The sequence below is a fragment of the Acinetobacter sp. ANC 5054 genome (assembly GCF_002135295.1).
In the GTDB taxonomy this organism is placed as follows: Bacteria; Pseudomonadota; Gammaproteobacteria; order Pseudomonadales; family Moraxellaceae; genus Acinetobacter.
In genome coordinates, this window is record NZ_NEGG01000007.1 from 126,950 (window position 1) to 144,687 (window position 17,738).

14 protein-coding genes are annotated in these 17,738 nt (G+C 40.8%); 6 read left to right on the forward strand and 8 right to left on the reverse strand.

Annotated features, from left to right (window positions below):
• Positions 1–71: 71 nt before the first annotated feature.
• Together ftn and rlmF are read right to left on the reverse strand one after the other, a co-directional pair.
• The gene (gene ftn, locus B9T33_RS09010; protein WP_086178586.1) at positions 72–536 is read right to left on the reverse strand and encodes a heteropolymeric bacterioferritin subunit Ftn; all 465 of its coding nucleotides are present in this window, start codon (positions 534–536) and stop codon (positions 72–74) included.
• Positions 537–909: 373 nt separating this feature from the next.
• A complete protein-coding gene (gene rlmF / locus B9T33_RS09015) occupies positions 910–1,884 on the reverse strand; it encodes a 23S rRNA (adenine(1618)-N(6))-methyltransferase RlmF (RefSeq protein WP_086178587.1) in 975 nt (324 codons plus the stop codon).
• Positions 1,885–2,300: 416 nt separating this feature from the next.
• Between rlmF and B9T33_RS09020 the strand changes: the two genes are divergently transcribed.
• From B9T33_RS09020 to B9T33_RS09030, 3 genes are all read left to right on the forward strand, one after another.
• Positions 2,301–2,654: a hypothetical protein gene (locus B9T33_RS09020; protein WP_086178588.1), complete on the forward strand. Its 354-nt coding sequence runs from the start codon at positions 2,301–2,303 to the stop codon at positions 2,652–2,654.
• Positions 2,655–2,686: 32 nt separating this feature from the next.
• A complete protein-coding gene (locus tag B9T33_RS09025; RefSeq protein ID WP_086178589.1) occupies positions 2,687–2,980 on the forward strand; it encodes a hypothetical protein in 294 nt (97 codons plus the stop codon).
• Positions 2,981–3,322: 342 nt separating this feature from the next.
• Positions 3,323–4,390 carry an SDR family oxidoreductase gene (locus B9T33_RS09030; protein ID WP_086178640.1) on the forward strand — a complete coding sequence of 356 codons (1,068 nt, stop codon included), beginning with the start codon at positions 3,323–3,325 and terminating at the stop codon, positions 4,388–4,390.
• 60 nt (positions 4,391–4,450) lie between these two features.
• On the opposite strand, the gene B9T33_RS09035 is transcribed toward B9T33_RS09030, so the two are convergent.
• The 6 genes from B9T33_RS09035 to B9T33_RS09060 form a co-directional block, all read right to left on the reverse strand.
• A complete protein-coding gene (locus B9T33_RS09035) occupies positions 4,451–6,637 on the reverse strand; it encodes a TonB-dependent receptor (RefSeq protein ID WP_086178641.1) in 2,187 nt (728 codons plus the stop codon).
• 352 nt (positions 6,638–6,989) lie between these two features.
• Positions 6,990–9,020 (reverse strand): NAD-dependent DNA ligase LigA, encoded by a 2,031-nt coding sequence (gene ligA / locus B9T33_RS09040; protein WP_086178590.1) that lies wholly within the window; start codon positions 9,018–9,020, stop codon positions 6,990–6,992.
• Positions 9,021–9,117: 97 nt separating this feature from the next.
• Entirely contained in the window at positions 9,118–10,134 is a 1,017-nt protein-coding gene (locus B9T33_RS09045) for a cell division protein ZipA C-terminal FtsZ-binding domain-containing protein (RefSeq protein WP_086178591.1), read from the reverse strand.
• Between the two features lies 1 nt (position 10,135).
• On the reverse strand, positions 10,136–13,588 hold the full coding sequence (gene smc, locus B9T33_RS09050; protein ID WP_086178592.1) for a chromosome segregation protein SMC: 3,453 nt from the start codon (positions 13,586–13,588) through the stop codon (positions 10,136–10,138).
• 10 nt (positions 13,589–13,598) lie between these two features.
• Positions 13,599–14,294, reverse strand: a complete 696-nt coding sequence (locus B9T33_RS09055) for a GntR family transcriptional regulator (protein ID WP_086178593.1) — start codon at positions 14,292–14,294, stop codon at positions 13,599–13,601.
• Between the two features lie 145 nt (positions 14,295–14,439).
• Positions 14,440–15,252, reverse strand: coding sequence for a sulfite exporter TauE/SafE family protein (locus tag B9T33_RS09060; RefSeq protein WP_086178594.1), 813 nt, complete (start codon positions 15,250–15,252; stop codon positions 14,440–14,442).
• A gap of 29 nt (positions 15,253–15,281) precedes the next feature.
• Here B9T33_RS09060 and B9T33_RS09065 point away from each other — a divergent pair, with 29 nt between their 5' ends.
• From B9T33_RS09065 to B9T33_RS09075, 3 genes are all read left to right on the forward strand, one after another.
• Positions 15,282–16,037, forward strand: a complete 756-nt coding sequence (locus B9T33_RS09065; protein WP_086178595.1) for a biotin--[acetyl-CoA-carboxylase] ligase — start codon at positions 15,282–15,284, stop codon at positions 16,035–16,037.
• Positions 16,038–16,061: 24 nt separating this feature from the next.
• Positions 16,062–16,799 carry a type III pantothenate kinase gene (locus B9T33_RS09070; protein WP_086178596.1) on the forward strand — a complete coding sequence of 246 codons (738 nt, stop codon included), beginning with the start codon at positions 16,062–16,064 and terminating at the stop codon, positions 16,797–16,799.
• A gap of 224 nt (positions 16,800–17,023) precedes the next feature.
• Entirely contained in the window at positions 17,024–17,701 is a 678-nt protein-coding gene (locus tag B9T33_RS09075; RefSeq protein WP_086178597.1) for a hypothetical protein, read from the forward strand.
• Positions 17,702–17,738 lie beyond the last annotated feature (37 nt).

The following is a 17,738-nucleotide window of genomic DNA, read 5'->3' on the forward strand; positions in this document are numbered from 1 at the left end:
CTCCAAAGGCTTTTTTAATTCAATCCATTTGTACAATTAATGTGAAATAGATTAGATCTAGCAGATCAAACTTACATTTGTGACTGAATATAATTTTGTAGACCAATCAATTCGATTAGACGAAGCTGTTTTTCCAGCCAATACGTATGGTCTTCTTCTGTATCTGACATTTGCTGACGCAGCATGTCACGAGTGACATAATCACCTTTTTCTTCACACAGCTTCACGCCTTGTGCTAATTTTTCACGCACATGATATTCAAGCGCTAAATCGGCCTTTAAACAAGTCACCACATCTTCACCCGTCACGATATCGTCACGCTTCATATTTGGGGTGCCTTCTAAAAACAACACACGGCGAATAATGGCATCTGCATGCTGTGCTTCTTCTTGCATTTCATGGTCGATACGTTCGAAGATTTTACTTAAGCCCCAATCTTCGTACATACGTGAATGAATTAAGTATTGATCACGAGCAGCCAGTTCGCCACCGATCAACATATTTAAGTAGTCTACGACTTCTGGATTGCCACGCATTTTACTTACTCCATTTCCTTTTCAAATATTATGGACAAATTCCTGAGTGATTGCAAAACATAAATTTTGTAAGCATATGATTTATATAAAAATTAAATGATAAGCATACGCATTTGCAGTTATATTTCACGTAATTTCCGCATATAAAAGAAGCTCTTGCAGAATCATCAGCGTAATTTGGTTAATCATCTTATAGGACTGTCTTATCTGCTGTTTTTTGTAACTATCAACAATGCGTCTTGTTTAGCACAAACATCGCCTGATTGATTCAATATACCACGCTTGAGTTGTTGCGCTTATTACAGGGAGCACTGTACTGATGCTTCATGTATTGCAGTCAAAGACAAGGCTAACATTTCCAAAGAGGACCAGCTTAAGCTGAGGTCCAACGTACATTCTTCCACGCTTGCTGCTGCCTTGAATCTAAAAAAGTCCAAGCGACAAAACGGCTTTCTTTTTGTCCCTGCGTCATTTTAATGGTTTTCACATCCACTGCTCCACTCTTCGCTAAGGCATCTAAGAGCACAGGTAATGTGGTTTTCTTGGACACCAGCGTACTAAACCAAAGGCATTGCTCAGCAAACTGGATGCTCTCTTGTACCATTTGGCAGACAAATCGTTCTTCGCCACCTTCACACCAGAGTTCGTTTTTTTGACCGCCAAAGTTTAACACCACCTTTGTCCGATCAACTGGCTTGCCAAGCTTTCTTAATTTTTGAGTTGCTGTCGCGTTTGCTTCATCTTGCGAGGCATGAAATGGCGGATTACACATCGTCAAATCAAAACGATCTGAGGATTTAATCACCCCCTTGAAAATATTGCTCGCTGTCTTCTGCAATCGAATCTGAATCCCTTTACGCAGATTCGGATTTGCCTCCACAATAAATTGAGCACTTTTAACCGATGCAGAATGAATATCTGAGCCGGCAAATTTCCAACCATAACTCCGATGACCAATGATCGGATAAATACAGTTCGCGCCAACCCCAATATCTAAAACTTGAATAGCGTGTCCAGTTGGAATCTGCCCCTTATTATTGGCACTTAACAAGTCAGCTAAATAGTGGATATAGTCCGCTCGACCCGGAATAGGCGGGCAAAGAAAATTTGGGGGAATATCCCAATATTGAATGCCATAAAAATGTTTGAGCAATGCTTTATTGAGCATTTTCACAGCGTGCGGATCAGAAAAATCTACCGATAGATCGTTATATTTATTTGGGCTGACAAAAGGTGCAAGTTCCGGACAACTCTTGATTAACTGAGGAAAATCGTAACGACTACGATGCAGATTTCGTGCATGTAATTCCGATTTTTGTTGCGGAAAGGATTTCTTTGCTTGCGCCATATGTATGCCAATATTCAACGGAAGAACAGAATCATCTGATAAGGCAGGGTCTATACCTGCAAATTAGTCGATATTGTACGTGAATTTAACCATCAATGATGCCCCTATCCTTTTATTTGTCTATCCGCAAAATCAATAATCACTTGGACATTTATTCTTATTTTATCTGGACATTTTTTGTTGGCTATAGCATTAAATTTCATTAAACAAAACCGTGGAACATTGATTAAATAATAGCCACGGAACATGAAGAATTAACAAAAAAGCCCAATCGGTGATAATTGGAATTTCATTCCAGCATAAGGCATTGATTTGTATTGAAATAAAAATATATTTTCGTATAACGTGTATTATGTTTATTTTAGAGAAATTAAATGAAATGATATAGTAGCATCTATCAAAATGAGGAAATAATAATGGATAACGCTGAGTTTGTTGATGCGCTTAGACTCTATGTTCGAAATGACGGAGTCGAGGGTGTTATTTCTAGATTAAAAAGCCCACCTGGTAGAAGTGTTTCACCTAAGATGAAAAATTTATCTGAATGGTATATCAGTTTATCAGAAGAAAATACTAATAACGTGAATACCATAATTGAATTAATAGCTCATGATGTCTTATTTGGTGTTTTTGCAGTATTTGATGGTGTTAGATTTATTGACAAAGAAAAGGGGAGATTTGAATTAACTTATAAAACGCAAGAAGATATATTCATGCTAAATGATCCTTCTGAGATAGGGTTACATGAACTACTTAACTCATCAAACTGAAAATTGGATCATGCATAAAGAAGGTAGTTAATATGCTAATCGAGTTTATTCAATGGATAACAAATCTATCTGATGTAGCTAACAAGAGCGGATTCGACACTAATATTGATATATATGAAAATTACTTTGCTAAAATAGATCTTGATTCTAAAGATTATATTTCTCAAATTTCCTTCTGGGAAAATCAAAATTTATATGTAGCAGAAATACTGAATATAGCATCAGGTAAAACTATCTATACTCAATCAGGAATGTATAACGGAAGCTCTTCATTCAAAGATTTCTTTTCTGTATTTTTAGGCATACTGGAAATACAAATTTCCTAGAATCTTCTCCATTTAACATAATGGCGGTTATACTAAATGAAGAAGCCTAGACCTAAGATCTAGGCTTTAAATTAAAGCGCACAAATTAGATATGAATCTTTGTCCATTTATTTATGAGATTTTGCGTCCATAATAATAAGAATATGCATCTATCCAACCTTCATCGCATCTTGGCGCTTTTTGGAATCAATAAAAAATCACTTTTGCAGCGTTCATATAAAATTTCTGCTGAATTTAGAACACATCGAACTCAACAATAAAAATCTATTTTTTAAATTAGCCAAAGACAAAACTGACTATACTCAATATGATAAAAAAATGAGTCAATTAAAGTTGAAGAATATGAACACCAAGACAACAACAACCCCGATACTCGTTACAGGCGCGACAGGCTATATTGCCAGTTGGGTTATTAAAAACTTACTCGAACTTGGGTATACCGTACATGCCACTGTGCGTGATTTAAATAAAAAATCAGGTTTTGCTCATTTAGAAAAGATTGCAACACAAAGCAGTGGGACCTTGAAATTATTTCAAGCCAACCTGCTTGATGATGGTGCTTTTGATGCAGCGATGCAAGGTTGTGAAATTGTCATTCATATGGCTTCACCTTTTGTGGTAACGAATTTTAAAGATGCAGTGAAAGACATTATTGAGCCTGCCATAGTCGGTACTGAAAATGTGCTGAACAGCGTCAATAAAACCGAGTCGGTTAAGCGCGTGGTAGTCACCTCAAGTATTGCCTCTACCTATGGCGATGCGATTGATATTCTTCAGACAGCCAACAATGAGTTTGATGAATCACATTGGAATACCACAAGCTCGGAAACACATCAGCCTTATCCATTTTCTAAAGTTATTGCTGAACGTAAAGCATGGGAAATGGCTGAACAGCAAAATCGCTGGGACTTGGTCTGTGTAAATCCAGCTTTGGTAATGGGTCCATCTTTAACAGCAATGACCAAATCAGGCAGTGTTGAAGTGCTACAACAGTTTGCCAATGGCATGACCTTGGCGGGTGTTCCGCCAATGTGGAATGGTATAGTGGACGTACGTAATGTTGCCGATGCGCATGTTCAAGCGGCATTAAATCCTGAAGCTTCGGGTCGTTATATTATTAGCGGTGGTACGCTCAGCTTGCTAGAAATGGGGACACTTCTGCGTCAGCACTTTGGCAATAAATTCCCTTTTCCACGCAACACTTTACCCAAAATCGCCTTTAAAGCCTTTGGCCCTCTAGCTGGTTTTTCACGTAAATTTGTTGAACTCAATATGGGTTATCCAATCTACTTTAATGCTGAAAAAAGTAAAAAAGAATTGGGCATTGAGTACCGTGATATTGAAGCAAGTGTGGTTGAGCACTTCCAACAATTATTAGACGATGGTGTGGTGAAAAAATATATTCCTTAAATGACCACCATTAAAAAAGCCACCTAACGGTGGCTTTTTATTTGAAAAAACTAAACTAACTTAGAAATCAAAAGTCACGCCGACTTTATAGGTACGTGGGCCACCCACTAAGGCATAACCTGAGTTGAATGTACCTTCCCAATATTGCTCATCTGTAACGTTATCAATATTGGCCAAGAATGTAGCATTTACACCACCCAAATTGGTTTTATAACGCGCACCTAGATCTAAAATTGTGTAGTCTGGCAGTTTAAGTGTATTGGTTTCATTTAAGTACTGTTCACTCACGTAGTTTGCACGCGCATTGACATTCAAACCATCCACATACGGTACGACATAATCTAAGCCGAGTGTTGCGGTAAAGTCAGGAATACCATACACCGTATTGCCTTGATTGGTTACGCCACTTTTCACCGCTGCTTTGCTATATTCAGCATCGATATAGGCCAAACTACCCATCAGATTTAGACCTGTATAAATCTCCCCTGAAAATGCCCATTCCACACCACGTGAACGTGTTTCAGCATCATCTGTAGTAATTTGATTGATTTTACTATTGGGTTGACCATCAGAATATGAAGATACCATGGTCGACGGTTTTTCAATTTGATAAAGGGCAAATGTATTTAACCATGTGCCATTTTGATATTTTGCACCTAATTCATATTGCTTAGTTTGGAATGGTGCAAAACTAACATTGTTATTTGCATCATTTTCACTGCTAACAGTTACACCTTCAGAAAGTCCTTCAACATAGTTGGCATAAATAGAAAGATTCTCACCAAATGGTTTCACCACCACACCTAAGCTTGGCGAAATTTTATCGTCTTGATAGCCTGTTTTTTTCTGTAAATTCTTGGTATCGATATCTTGATAGCGTGCACCAACAATAAATTGCAATTTATCATCTAACATCGAAATCTGATCAGACACCGTATAGCTGACATATTTATTATCTAAATTTGGCTTAATCACAGGATACGCTGAAGGCATACCAACAGTCGTGTTAGGATCATATAGATTGGTTGAATCAATTTTCTCTTGTGTTGCCGCAACATGCTGATCTGTTTCTTTGGTCAAGTAATCAGCTCTTACATTTAAGGCATGTTTTACAGCAGCCGTATTAAACTTATATTGGAAACCTGTATTGGCTGATGTAATCGACTCAGATGACCCTGTACGATAGTACTGTGAAGTTGCATGACCATCAGCTTGCCCTACCACAAGACGTGTACCAAAAATATGTCCGCTATAGGCCTTTTCAATATGGCCTACACCTGCATACACATTTAAATCAGGCGTAAATGCATATTCACCACTTAATCCTACAAACTCACTGTCAGTATGGCCTTCTAAGTTCTTGAAATAGCTGGTATCACCTTTAGGTGCATCAAGTACACCTATATAAGTATGTGGTTCTGGTTTATGTCCATCAGCCATCCCAAATCCCACCATTGCAGGTGAACCACCATTACGGTCATCACGTACCGCAAAAGCATCAAAATTCAGTTTCAATTTATCCGTTGTGTAGTCAGCAGCAATAGCACCTGACGCATGTTTATCTTCCATGCCTTCAATAATGTGCTCACCTTGGCCATAAGCACCATTCACACGCAAACCAAACTCTTTTTCAGCACCAAAACGTCGCGAAACGTCAAAACCTGATTGGTAAAAACCACCTTCTTCCATGGAAGCTGAAACTTGAGTTTTTTCTTTATCTGCACGCTTAGTTTTAGCAATGACAACACCACCGACCCCACCAGCAGGCGACATACCCGCAACCAAGGCATTCGGGCCTTTTAAAACCGTTACCGAATCTAAAAATTCAGTCGGTACGCGTCCATAAGGTGCCATACCGTACATACCATTGAGAGCAATGTCATCGTGATTGATGTCAAAGCCACGAATATTAAAGTTTTCGTTTAAATGACCTTGGTTGGTGGTAATACGGATACTCGCATCGTTTTTTAATACTTCACCAACTGTGGTAGCCTGCTGATCTTCAATCAATTTTTCACTGTATGCAGCAACGCTAAATGGCGTATCAACAATTTTTTTATTTCCCAGTGCACCAAGGTCTGTTTGCGCTTTCAATTTTCCATTTGCGAGCTGCTTTTCTGCTGGCACCTCAACTTCAATCGTTTCAAGCACGGTTCGCTCTGCTGCATGCACGGCTGCAGATGTGCCCACCCCTAAGATCGCGATTGAAATCGCACGGACCAAATTCGTTTTAGGAAAGTAATTCATCGTATGGAACTTAATTTTTTGAATAAGAATCATTATTATATTTAGATTAATTCTCAATACTATCAAGAATACCGATGGTTTCATCTTTTTAATGAAAAATTAAAATATTAAAATTTAACAAAATATAAAATAACAATGTTTAAAATATTGATTCAAAAATGTTTTATTTATATTTTAGATAAAAATAATACAATTTTTGCATATTTATAACGCACCCAAGCGGATGTTTTACAATCAATCAAACTAAATAATAGCTTTAGCATTATTCGAACATTTGACTCATTTGTACCGTCCAAACAAAAAAATGGGGACATTTACATGCCCCCATTTCATCCACGACTAAATGCCTTTTTTAGCTGTTATGTTGCTGTATGAATGTCAAGAATTCCTCTTCAGTCATGACTTGCACGCCCAACTTTTCAGCTTTTTCTAATTTAGATCCAGCTTTTTCACCCGCAACGACACATTTGGTTTTACTTGAAACGCTACCACTGACACGGGCACCCAAAGCTTGCAACATCTGAGTGGCTTCATCACGACCCATAGTGCTGAGTGTGCCTGTTATCACCCAACTTTCACCATTCAAGGGTTGGCGTGTTGGGGCTATTGGTGCATCCCAATGAATGCCAGCAGCAAGTAATCGATCCACCACTTCAAGGTTATGTGGTGCTTGGAAAAAATCAACAATCCATTCAGCCGTAATGTCACCGACATCTGGTGTTTTCTTCAAGGCTTCAAGGTCTGCATGTCGAATAGCATCAAAGGTTTGAAAGGTATTTGCCAGCATACGAGCGGTCGTTTCACCTACACCACGAATCCCAAGCGCATATATAAATGCACCTAATGTGGTTTTTTTACTATTTTCAATCGAATCAATTAAGTTCTGAACCGACTTCTCTCCCATTTTTTCAATGGTCAAAAGTTTTTCACGATGCTCGTGCAGGCTATAAATATCAGCGACATTGTTGAGTAAATCTAAATGGAGTAAGGACTCTGCCCAACGGTCTCCCAGACCTTCAATATCCATGGCTTTACGCGATACAAAGTGTCGAATCGCCTCTATACGCTGTGCTGCACAGTACAAACCACCTGAACAACGTGCTAAGGCTTCCCCTTCTGGCATCACAACAGGAGACGAACATACAGGACAACATTCAGGAAGTTGCACTACTGTTGTCTCTGCAGGACGGAATTCAGGCCAAACCTTTTCCACTTTTGGAATCACGTCACCACTACGATAAACACTGACGGTATCACCAATACGCACATCTAAACGGTGAATTTCCCCAATGTTATGCAAAGTCACATTTGATACGGTTACCCCACCCACAGCCACTGGGTCTAAACGTGCAACAGGCGTTAAGGTTCCAGTACGACCAACTTGCCAATCGATATTTTCAACTGTAGTTAACGCTGCCACAGCAGGGAATTTATAAGCGGTTGCCCAGCGCGGTTCACGGCTTAAAAAACCTAATGTTTGTTGCTGTTTCAGGCTATTGACCTTAATCACCATGCCGTCGATTTCAACACTCAGGTTTGGACGTTCAATAATCATTTGCTCATAGGCTTTTTGCACATCTTGAATACTGTCACAAATGAAATGACGTTCACCCACGGCAAAACCAAACTGAGTGAGCCATTCAAGACTTGCTGACATCGTGGTTTGACCATGATTGGGTTCACATTGTGCAATACCGTAGGCGTAGAAGGCTAAGGGACGTGAAGCAGCAATGACAGGATCTAGCTGACGTAGACTACCTGCCGCAGCATTTCGTGGGTTGGCAAAGGTTTTCTCACCTTTGGCTTCATTTTCAGCATTCAGTTTCTCAAAGCCTGACTTCGGCATGAGCACTTCACCGCGCACTTCCAATAAGCTCGGAATAGCGGCGCTGTCAGAACTTAAAACTTTGGGCAAATTGCGAATGGTTTTCACGTTTTGGGTAATGTCTTCACCTGTTTCGCCATCACCACGGGTTACGCCACGAACCAAAATACCATTTTCATACCAGAGTGAAATCGCCAAACCATCAAACTTGAGTTCGACATCATATTCAATTTTTTGATTCGGTAAACGCTCTTCAATACGACGCGCAAAGGCAAATAACTCTTCGGCATTAAATACGTTACCCAAAGACAGCATCGGCACTGCATGCGTAACTGACACAAATTTCGATAAGGCTTTACCACCGACACTATGTGTTGGGGTATCCGGCTGTACAAGCTCAGGATGTTGTTCTTCAAGGGCTTTTAATTGGTGAAATAATTGATCATATTCACTGTCCTCAATCTCAGGGGCATCCATCACATAATAGGCATGGTTATGCTTGGCTAAGAGTTGAATCAGTTGTCGCATCTGTGCAACGACAGTGGATTGTTGTGTCATATATTCACCATAAAAAAGGGCGGTTTAAACTCCGCCCTGATATTTCATTATCTATCGCTATTATAGAAATCCACTCTATGAGTTTCAATCTTTGACTTTAGACTTCTAAAGCCTGTCCTTGACGATAATCAATTGCCTGATGTCGCCAATGTTCACGCATTTGTGGTGTGAACTCTTGGTTATTTTGGTCATATACTGTGCCATCAATTTCACGTGCAATTAAGCGTGAAATACTGTCCATAGTATCAAAGGCATTTTGCACATCACTATGCGGTAAAGCCAAGAAGAATGCCAGACCCTTAACTTCTTCGGTCGAGAGTGTTTCTAAATCAAAACCTTCTGCTGCACTATCATTATTAATTTGAAGTACTGAGAATAAGAGTTTACTGCCCTCTTCATCATAGCGATGGAAACATGCCATTTCACCAAAACGTAGACCATATTTTAATAAGACTTTAAGTGCTTTTTCACCTGACAATACACGGCTATCAGGGAACACGTTAAGTGCAATATAGGTTTCGGCAGTTGCAAGTGCACTTTCTTCATCTACAATTTTTTGTTCATGTAGATGTGCATCCAAAATACTGCTTTCTTCTTCAAAATCGCTAATTTCAGCTTTTTCAATATTGGCATTCACACTGAACTCAGCAGGCTTTTCAGTAACAGGCACTGTATTTTCCAGTACGTCATTTTGATCAGCTTTGAGCTCATTATTTTCAGCTTGTTCGACTAAGGTTTCTACAGCAGTCTCAGCTTTAACTTCAGGCTCAAGTCCCGCTTCTGTCGCTGTTGTTAATTCAGCCGGTGTTGGTTGAACTTCAGCCACCTCAGCAGCAGCAGTTTGAACTTCAGCTTTTTCTTCAGCCGCACTGATAGTTTGTTCAGGTGCTTCAACAGTTTGTTCAGTCAAAGTCGGTTCTACACGTGCTGAATCTGCCGTGTTTAACTGGCTACGTACATGGCGAGGAATCACCGGTTTTTGGCTCTCAGGATCGATATGCAATTCAGAATCTAAAGATGGCGCTGCATCAGCTGGCTTTCGAAACATCATTCGAATGCCCAGCACCATAATAATTACTGCTATTACAATCCCAACGATTGTGGTGGTTTCCATATTATGCCTCCGCAGCTAAACCGTATTCTTTGGCTTGCTCAATATTTACAGTCACTAATTTTGAAGTTCCTGGTTCTGGCATGGTCACACCAAGTAAATCAGTTGCCATTGTCATTGCCAGTTTATTGTGTGTAATGTAGATAAATTGCACTTGTTCTGAAAGCTCTTTTACAAGATTACAAAATCTTCCTACATTGGCATCATCTAAAGGTGCGTCAACTTCATCTAAAACGCAAAAAGGTGCCGGATTTAAGCGGAAAATTGCAAAAACCAACGCCAGAGCCGTTAATGCTTTTTCACCACCCGATAACAATGCTAAGGAGCTGTTACGTTTACCGGGTGGGCGTGCCATTAGTTTTACACCCGATTGCCAACCATCTTCAAGACTTAAACTGGCTTCACCACCATTAAAGACTTTCGGGAACAACTCTTGTAATTCAGTATTGACCCGATCAAAGGTGGTCATAAACAGCTTACGGGTTTCCTGATCAATGCTTTTCATTGCGCCTTGTAACTGTTCAACGGTTTTTTGCAAATCGTCAATTTGATGGCTTAGATCATCGAAACGTTTTGATACTTCCGTATATTCTTCTGCTGCGGCAAGATTGACTGCGCCCAATTTATCAAATTGTTGCTGTGCTTTTTCTAGCTTCTGTTGATGCGAAACCACATCAATACTCAGCCCAGTCAGCATCTCACTATTCATTTCTTTTAATTGTTCTGAATAATGCTGCAAATCTGATTGTGCGGATTGCCAAGCCAAACGTTTTTCTTCGAGCTGTGTCCGAAGTTTTTCATCTTGTTGCTGATGTGTATGACGCTGCTCGGTCAAGGTTTGCTGTTTGGTTTGAACATTGTTCAATTCCAACTGCCATTCAGTCCACGTTTTTTGCAGTTTCTCTGTAATTAAGGCTTGTTCTGAATATTGCGACTCAAGCGCTGGAAGTTCGAGTTGTACTGGATCGACAAATTTCTTTGCTTGTTCCATCTGCCCTACAATTTGTTGGGTCTGTGCTTTTAAAAATGCGCCATCTTTTTCAAGCAGCTCTATTTGCTGTTTGGTTTGCACCGATTGACGACGCACAATTTCCAACTCTTGTTGACTATTCAACGCAATCTGCTGGGCCGTTTCCAAAGATTCACTCAGCTCCTCCACTTGGAATTGCAGAGTCTTGTAATTTGGCAAAGCGTGTTCAAGTTTCATATTCAATGCATGCAGATCAATTTCCAGATCATCTTTTTGCATGGCATCTTCTTCAAGCTGCGCTTCGAGCTGAGTCAACTGATCTTGTAACTGCTGCTTTTGTAAAGCGAAGGCTTGATTTGAACTTTGTACTTTAGCAATCGCTAAATCTAAATTTTGAATGTCTTTTTGCTCAGTTTTGAATTGAGCCTGATGCTGCAGCAACTGCTGTTGTAGACCTTGCACCACTTGTTGTAATTCGGGTTGTGCTGCTTCTGCTCGTTCTAATTGCGGTTGCAGTTCAGACAATAATTGTGTCAATTCATCCAGACGAATGCGATGGCTCAGTGCACCTTGTCCTGCTTGACTGTCTTCATCGTAATCCAGACCAATCACCCAATCCGCGCCAACATGGTAGCCGTCGAGGGTTAAAATCGTTTGCCCCTGTTGCAACTGTGTTTGATGGTTCAAAGCGATGGATAATGTCTCAGCTACAGCCACATGCTGCCAAATTGAATATTGTGGAGCTTCAATCCATGTGGCTAAAGCATCAAGTCCTGCAACTTGGCTAGACGCATGTGAACTTTGGGCTTTTAACTGACGGGCAATACTATCTTGAAAATCTTCACCCTGTTGCAACACTTGTGCATTTAGCCATTTCGCAAGGAACTTTTCCACTAACTGTGCATGCGCTTTGCCATTTTCAGTCAGTTTCAAGCTTTGCATTAAACGCTGACGCTCGGTTTGCTGCTTCGGACTCGATTTAATCAATAACTGATTGAGATTTTTCTGTTCAGACAACAATACCTGTATTTCAGATTTTAGCTGCATCACACTTTGCTTGTGCTGCGCTTGTTGTTCTTGTGCAGTACTCAGCTGAGCTTGTAATGCTAAAATCAATTGTTCTTGTTGTTCAATACTCGACTGCAACTGCTGTTTGTTGTGTTCGTACTGTTCGAGTTCATCTTGCTGTGCTTGATGCTGAATCTGTCCCCGCTGCTGCTGCAAGGTTTCACGTTGCTGTTCGATACGACTAATATTCTTGGTCAACTGTTCGCTTTGCGCCAACATTTGTAATTTTTGCTGTTGCTGCTTTTCGACCTGTCCTCGGACTTGCTCAAATTGTTGCACAGCTTGTTGTTGCTGTGCTTTTAAGCCTGCAAGCGTTTGCGATTGATCTTGTCCTGCACTTTCCTGAACTTGTAATTGTTCAGTAAATCCTTCCTGCTGCTCTTGTAGCGTTTCAAGTTGCAATTCGAGTAGCTGTAGACGTTCTTTGGTCTGGGCTTTTTGTTTCTCTAATTCCACTAAACTCGCAGCATTTTGTGCAAATAAACCCTGCTTTTGCTCCAAGGTCATTTTCAGTTCAGACAGTTTCTTCTCAGCTTGTTGCCATTCACTTTGCAGTGGGGTGGACTGCTGAATCAGGCGCTGAAATAACGCACTGGTCGAGCTTAAGTCATGCTCTAAGGTATTGAGTTCTGAGCGCACCAATTTAAAGTTTTCACCTAAATCGGTCATTTGAACGGTATATTCTTGTTGTAAACGGGTACTTTGTTCGCACTGAAAAGACAGCACTTCAATTTTGATGGTCCGAATTTGCGTTTCAAGTTCTTTATAGTGCACCGCAGTTTCAGACTGGCGTTTCAACGTTTTTAGCTGAGACTTCAGTTCAGATGCGATATCTTCCAAACGCTCTAAATTTTGAGTGGTGTGTTCAAGATGTTGCAGCGTTTCACGACGACGTGCCTGATAACGAGAAACCCCTGCAGCCTCTTCAATATACACCCGCATTTCTTCTGGCTTGGCATCGACCAAACGGTTAATCATGCCCTGTTCAATAATCGCGTAAGAGCGAGGGCCTAAACCTGTCCCTAAGAAAATATCGGTAATATCACGGCGGCGGCATTTGGTGCCATTGAGGAAATATTCAGACTTACCATCTCGGTTCACCTGACGACGTACAGCCAGTTCAGTGTAGGCATTATACGCACCGCCTAACTTGCCATAGGTGTTATCAAAACGTAGTTCAACGCTTGCCATACCAACAGGTTTACGCTTTGCCGTACCAGTAAAAATAACGTCTTGCATGGTGCCGCCACGTAACTGACGTGCACTCGATTCGCCCATAACCCAACGGATGGCATCAATCACATTGGATTTACCACAGCCGTTCGGTCCAACAACCGCACTACGATTGCCTTCAAATTTTAATGTTGTGCTATCGGCAAAAGACTTAAAGCCGGAAAGTTTTAAACTGCTTAAACGCATAGTGTCCTGATCAACGACGTGAACGTCTCGCCCACGCTAATTCGATTTGTTTCATCCGTGTTAGAGATTCCAACACAAGGTTGCGTAAGTGTCGACAAAAATCTTCCATAAATAAAGTAGCTTGATGTGATTTTCTGATTAAAACTGCATCAGTCACCAATTTGAATAAATCAAAGGATTCTTGCAATTCACGTCGTGAAATATTTAAGGTCAAGAAATAACTACGTCTGAGTGATGGCAACAACTCTTGGTAATAACGCATCAAATAGGTATTCCCCACCATCTCGTGTTGGCGGGCCATCCCTTGAAAGATTAAATCATAAAACTTTTCGGTATTGCCTTGTCGGGTTTCAAGGTCTAATTGTTCAAGTAATAGCTGAATTCGCTCAGCTTCGTGACTACGCCACGTTTCTGACATGCGATGGACGATTTGTCCCAGCAACAACGATGCAATATCGAATAAGGAGCGTACTTGCAAAGCGGACATTTCGGAAACCAAAGCGCCACGGCGCGGATAAATTTCGATCAACTGAGTGCGTTCTAAAATGAGCAAGGCTTCACGCACAGAACCACGACTGACATCGAGTTCAGCTGCGATTCTCAGTTCTTGAATCCGTTCACCTTCGACCAGCTCACCACGAATGATCTGCTCACCGATGTGCTTGGCAATTTGTTCAGACAGACTGTCCGCTTCATGTAGTTGCATACCGTTCCTGTTTTGTTTTTATAAGATGCAATGCAAGATTTTGAATAATCTACCCGCATTAAAAACGATTTTCAGGTCAGTTGAACATGACATTGTCAGACAATCTTGTGTCTAAAAAGCCAATTCGCAAATCATCAAATTTCTTTTAGATAAAGAAATGCTGCGCACCTTGATAAATAAAATAGCAGCCAACTGTCGTGAGCAGCCCAGCAAAGCAGCGTTTGAGCATAAATGGTGACAGCATATGCGCCACTTTCGCACCCAGTTTTGCCGTAACAAAACTCATGATACTAATGCCAATAAATGCATAAATATGTACATAGCCCAAGGTATTCGGCACGACAACATTGGCTTGATGCCCGAACCACATAAAGCCGAGTGCCCCCGCGATAGCAATCGGTAAACCACAAGCAGCTGAAGTTGCTACGGCTTTTTGCATCACTACACCATGCTTATTTAAATAAGGCACCGTGAGGCTGCCACCGCCAATACCAAAAATGGCTGAAGCGATACCAATGCCGCCACCCGCGGCCATTTGCATAGGGGTAGAAGGTAGATGATGAGTTGGGTCAACAGGCGTTGCTGCGCCTCTAAACATTTTAAAGGCCACCCAAAGCGCAAAGACACCAATCAGTAGTTGTAAACCTTGCCCAGACATATAATCGGCTATACCCGCCCCCAGAAATGAACCCAAGACCAGACCCGGTGCCAAATTGCGAAATACATTCCACATGACTGCACCTTTTTTATGATGGGCAGATACAGAACTGATGGAAGTCACGATAATTGTTGCCAGTGATGTGCCCACCGCCATATGCATAATCACACTGGGATCGTACTGAAGCTGGGTAAAAACAATGTACAAAATCGGGACAATAATTAAACCACCACCGACCCCAAATAGCCCGGCAGCAAAACCAGCGATTGCGCCAATGAGCAAATATATGATTAACTCCATCACTATTATTCCACTACTCTCAGATTCAAATGGATTTAGAGACCAGACACTTACAACAACTGCTCGATGCAGTTCCGCAACCGCCTGAAGTAATTCTGCTTAAGCCAATTACGACTTCAACCAATGATGATGTCCGTGAAATTGCCAAAAAAGGCATTCAGCACGTTTTGGTCTGTAGCGAAGAACAAACTCATGGCCGTGGGCAACGCGAACATCAATGGGTTTCTCCCGTTGGTAATATCTATTTAAGCACATTGCTCAACTTACAGACAGTCATAGATGGCCGTCTGGCGCTGGAAATTGCCTTAAATATCTTACAAATGCCGAGCCTAAGAGACTTAAATCTTCAGGTGAAATGGCCCAACGACTTGTATAGCTCTCAAGGCAAATGGGGCGGTATCTTAGTTGAACCGATTTCAACCCATCAAGTTATTGTCGGGGTCGGGATCAACATCCATCCAATTCCCAAATCAGGTATTGAGCAGCGTGCGACTTCCCTGACTGAATTAGGTCTGGCAAATCCAAACCGCATCGAACTGATTGCAGAACTTTATACTGCGATTCAACTTGCAGGTGATTGGTTCAATCATAATTGTTATAACCTTGCTGCACGCTTTAACCATCATGCGGCATTTATGCAAGATGTGGTGGAGCTGGAACATTTACAAGGGACGACCCAAGGTCAATTCCTGGGTATTCGAAATGACGGTTCGATTAATATCCAAACCACGCAAGGTATAGAAAACCATTTTCAAGGTCGCTTACGCCTAAGTAGTACGCGTTAAAACCTGATGTAATAAGGCAAATTGATGAAAAAACTTTGGCTTGATGTCGGCAATACTCGGCTTAAATATTGGATAACTGAGCATGATCAAATTATTGAACATGCCGCAGAATTACATCTGCAATCTCCTGCCGAATTGCTTTTGGGCTTGATTCAACATTTTAAAAACCAAAATTTAGATCAAGTCGGTATTTCATCGGTGCTCGATAAAAAAAACAATGAACGCATTCAGAAAATTTTGAAATTTTTAGCAGTTCCCGTGAGCATTGCCAAAGTTCATGCAGAATTTGCAGGCTTACGCTGTGCATATGAAGATACGAGCAAATTTGGTATCGACCGTTGGTTACAAATGCTCGCCGTGGTTAAAGATCCGACTCAAAAATACTGTGTGATTAGCTGCGGTACTGCGCTCACCATTGATTTAACTGACGGTTTTCAGCACTTAGGCGGATACATTCTACCAAATCTCTATTTACAGCGTGATTCTCTGATTCAAAATACCAAAGGGATTAAAATTCCAGATGCCAGTTTTGATGAACTCACACCCGGTAAAAATACCATTGATGCAGTACACCACGGTATTTTGCTGAGCTTGGTCAGTACCATTGAAAAAGTTTTGGACAAACATCCGAGCAAGCTCATTTTAACGGGCGGAGATGCTGCACTTTTTGCCCGATATTTAGAAAAATATCAGCCCGATGTCGAAGTGGATTTACTGCTGCGCGGCTTACAAAGTTATGTGAATACATCAACAGCTGCATAATATTTAAATCAAATCGTGATCTTGTTAAGAAGCGTAGCTTAAGTTGGAGCTACGCTTTTTTTATAAGCAAAGTCTGTACGAAATTACCTGTTTACAATTTGTATCTCTATTCATGCCCTTTTTTTCTACAAATCGCTAAAATCATGCCTGATGGTAATCGACACATCAGCAACTTTATAATTTAAAAAGTCTTTAACTTTAAAATATAAGACATGAGCATATTTATGAACTTTAAAAATTTACTGGGTCTCAGCCTACTCACTTCGGTTTTCTTCTTCGGCGGCTGTAGCACAACACAAAATCTAGCCAACTCAAAAATTCCCGCTGAAATCAAATCACAACTTACAACTTCAGAAGCCATTTTAGGTTATTTCAGTGATGAAGATAATCCTGAATACTGTGGCTGCGTGTCTTATATTGACTCGACGTATTACATGACACCAGTACAAGATGGTTATTACCGCGTATTGCTCGGTCGTAATGCGAAAGGCGATTTCTTAGTTCAAGATTTTTACCAAGCTACGAAAACACCTCAATCATCAGCGGCTTGGGTAAAAGACCCAATGAAACTGTTTAGTTTCAATGGTGATGATGTTGAAGGCCCTGTGACCTTATACCGTAAAAACGGCAAAGTGGAATCGACCTTTACTATTGAAGATGGCAATTATGTAAAAGGCGAGGAATTTTATCCTAATGGTAAACGCGGTGCTGCTTACACGGCAGATGCTCAAGGAAACTTGGCATATACCCTATGGTATCCATCTGGTCAAAAAGCCACTGAATATGTGGTTGATTTAGATGATGAGTATGTGGGTGCGTATAAAGCATGGAAAGAAGATGGTACAGCGGCAGATGACCAAATTGATGAAATTCGTGAACAAGTGGCAAATGAACTTGAGTAATCACTTGATTTAAAAAAAGGCGCAGCATGCGCCTTTT

Bases quoted from the DNA above. Each gene is read 5' to 3' on its own strand.
- ftn (WP_086178586.1), bottom strand. From the start codon at position 536: ATGCGTGGCAATCCAGAAGTCGTAGACTACTTAAATATGTTGATCGGT.
- rlmF (WP_086178587.1), bottom strand. From the start codon at position 1,884: ATGGCGCAAGCAAAGAAATCCTTTCCGCAACAAAAATCGGAATTACAT.
- B9T33_RS09020 (WP_086178588.1), top strand. From the start codon at position 2,301: ATGGATAACGCTGAGTTTGTTGATGCGCTTAGACTCTATGTTCGAAAT.
- B9T33_RS09025 (WP_086178589.1), top strand. From the start codon at position 2,687: ATGCTAATCGAGTTTATTCAATGGATAACAAATCTATCTGATGTAGCT.
- B9T33_RS09030 (WP_086178640.1), top strand. From the start codon at position 3,323: ATGAACACCAAGACAACAACAACCCCGATACTCGTTACAGGCGCGACA.
- B9T33_RS09035 (WP_086178641.1), bottom strand. From the start codon at position 6,637: ATGAATTACTTTCCTAAAACGAATTTGGTCCGTGCGATTTCAATCGCG.
- ligA (WP_086178590.1), bottom strand. From the start codon at position 9,020: ATGACACAACAATCCACTGTCGTTGCACAGATGCGACAACTGATTCAA.
- B9T33_RS09045 (WP_086178591.1), bottom strand. From the start codon at position 10,134: ATGGAAACCACCACAATCGTTGGGATTGTAATAGCAGTAATTATTATG.
- smc (WP_086178592.1), bottom strand. From the start codon at position 13,588: ATGCGTTTAAGCAGTTTAAAACTTTCCGGCTTTAAGTCTTTTGCCGAT.
- B9T33_RS09055 (WP_086178593.1), bottom strand. From the start codon at position 14,294: ATGCAACTACATGAAGCGGACAGTCTGTCTGAACAAATTGCCAAGCAC.
- B9T33_RS09060 (WP_086178594.1), bottom strand. From the start codon at position 15,252: ATGGAGTTAATCATATATTTGCTCATTGGCGCAATCGCTGGTTTTGCT.
- B9T33_RS09065 (WP_086178595.1), top strand. From the start codon at position 15,282: ATGGATTTAGAGACCAGACACTTACAACAACTGCTCGATGCAGTTCCG.
- B9T33_RS09070 (WP_086178596.1), top strand. From the start codon at position 16,062: ATGAAAAAACTTTGGCTTGATGTCGGCAATACTCGGCTTAAATATTGG.
- B9T33_RS09075 (WP_086178597.1), top strand. From the start codon at position 17,024: ATGAACTTTAAAAATTTACTGGGTCTCAGCCTACTCACTTCGGTTTTC.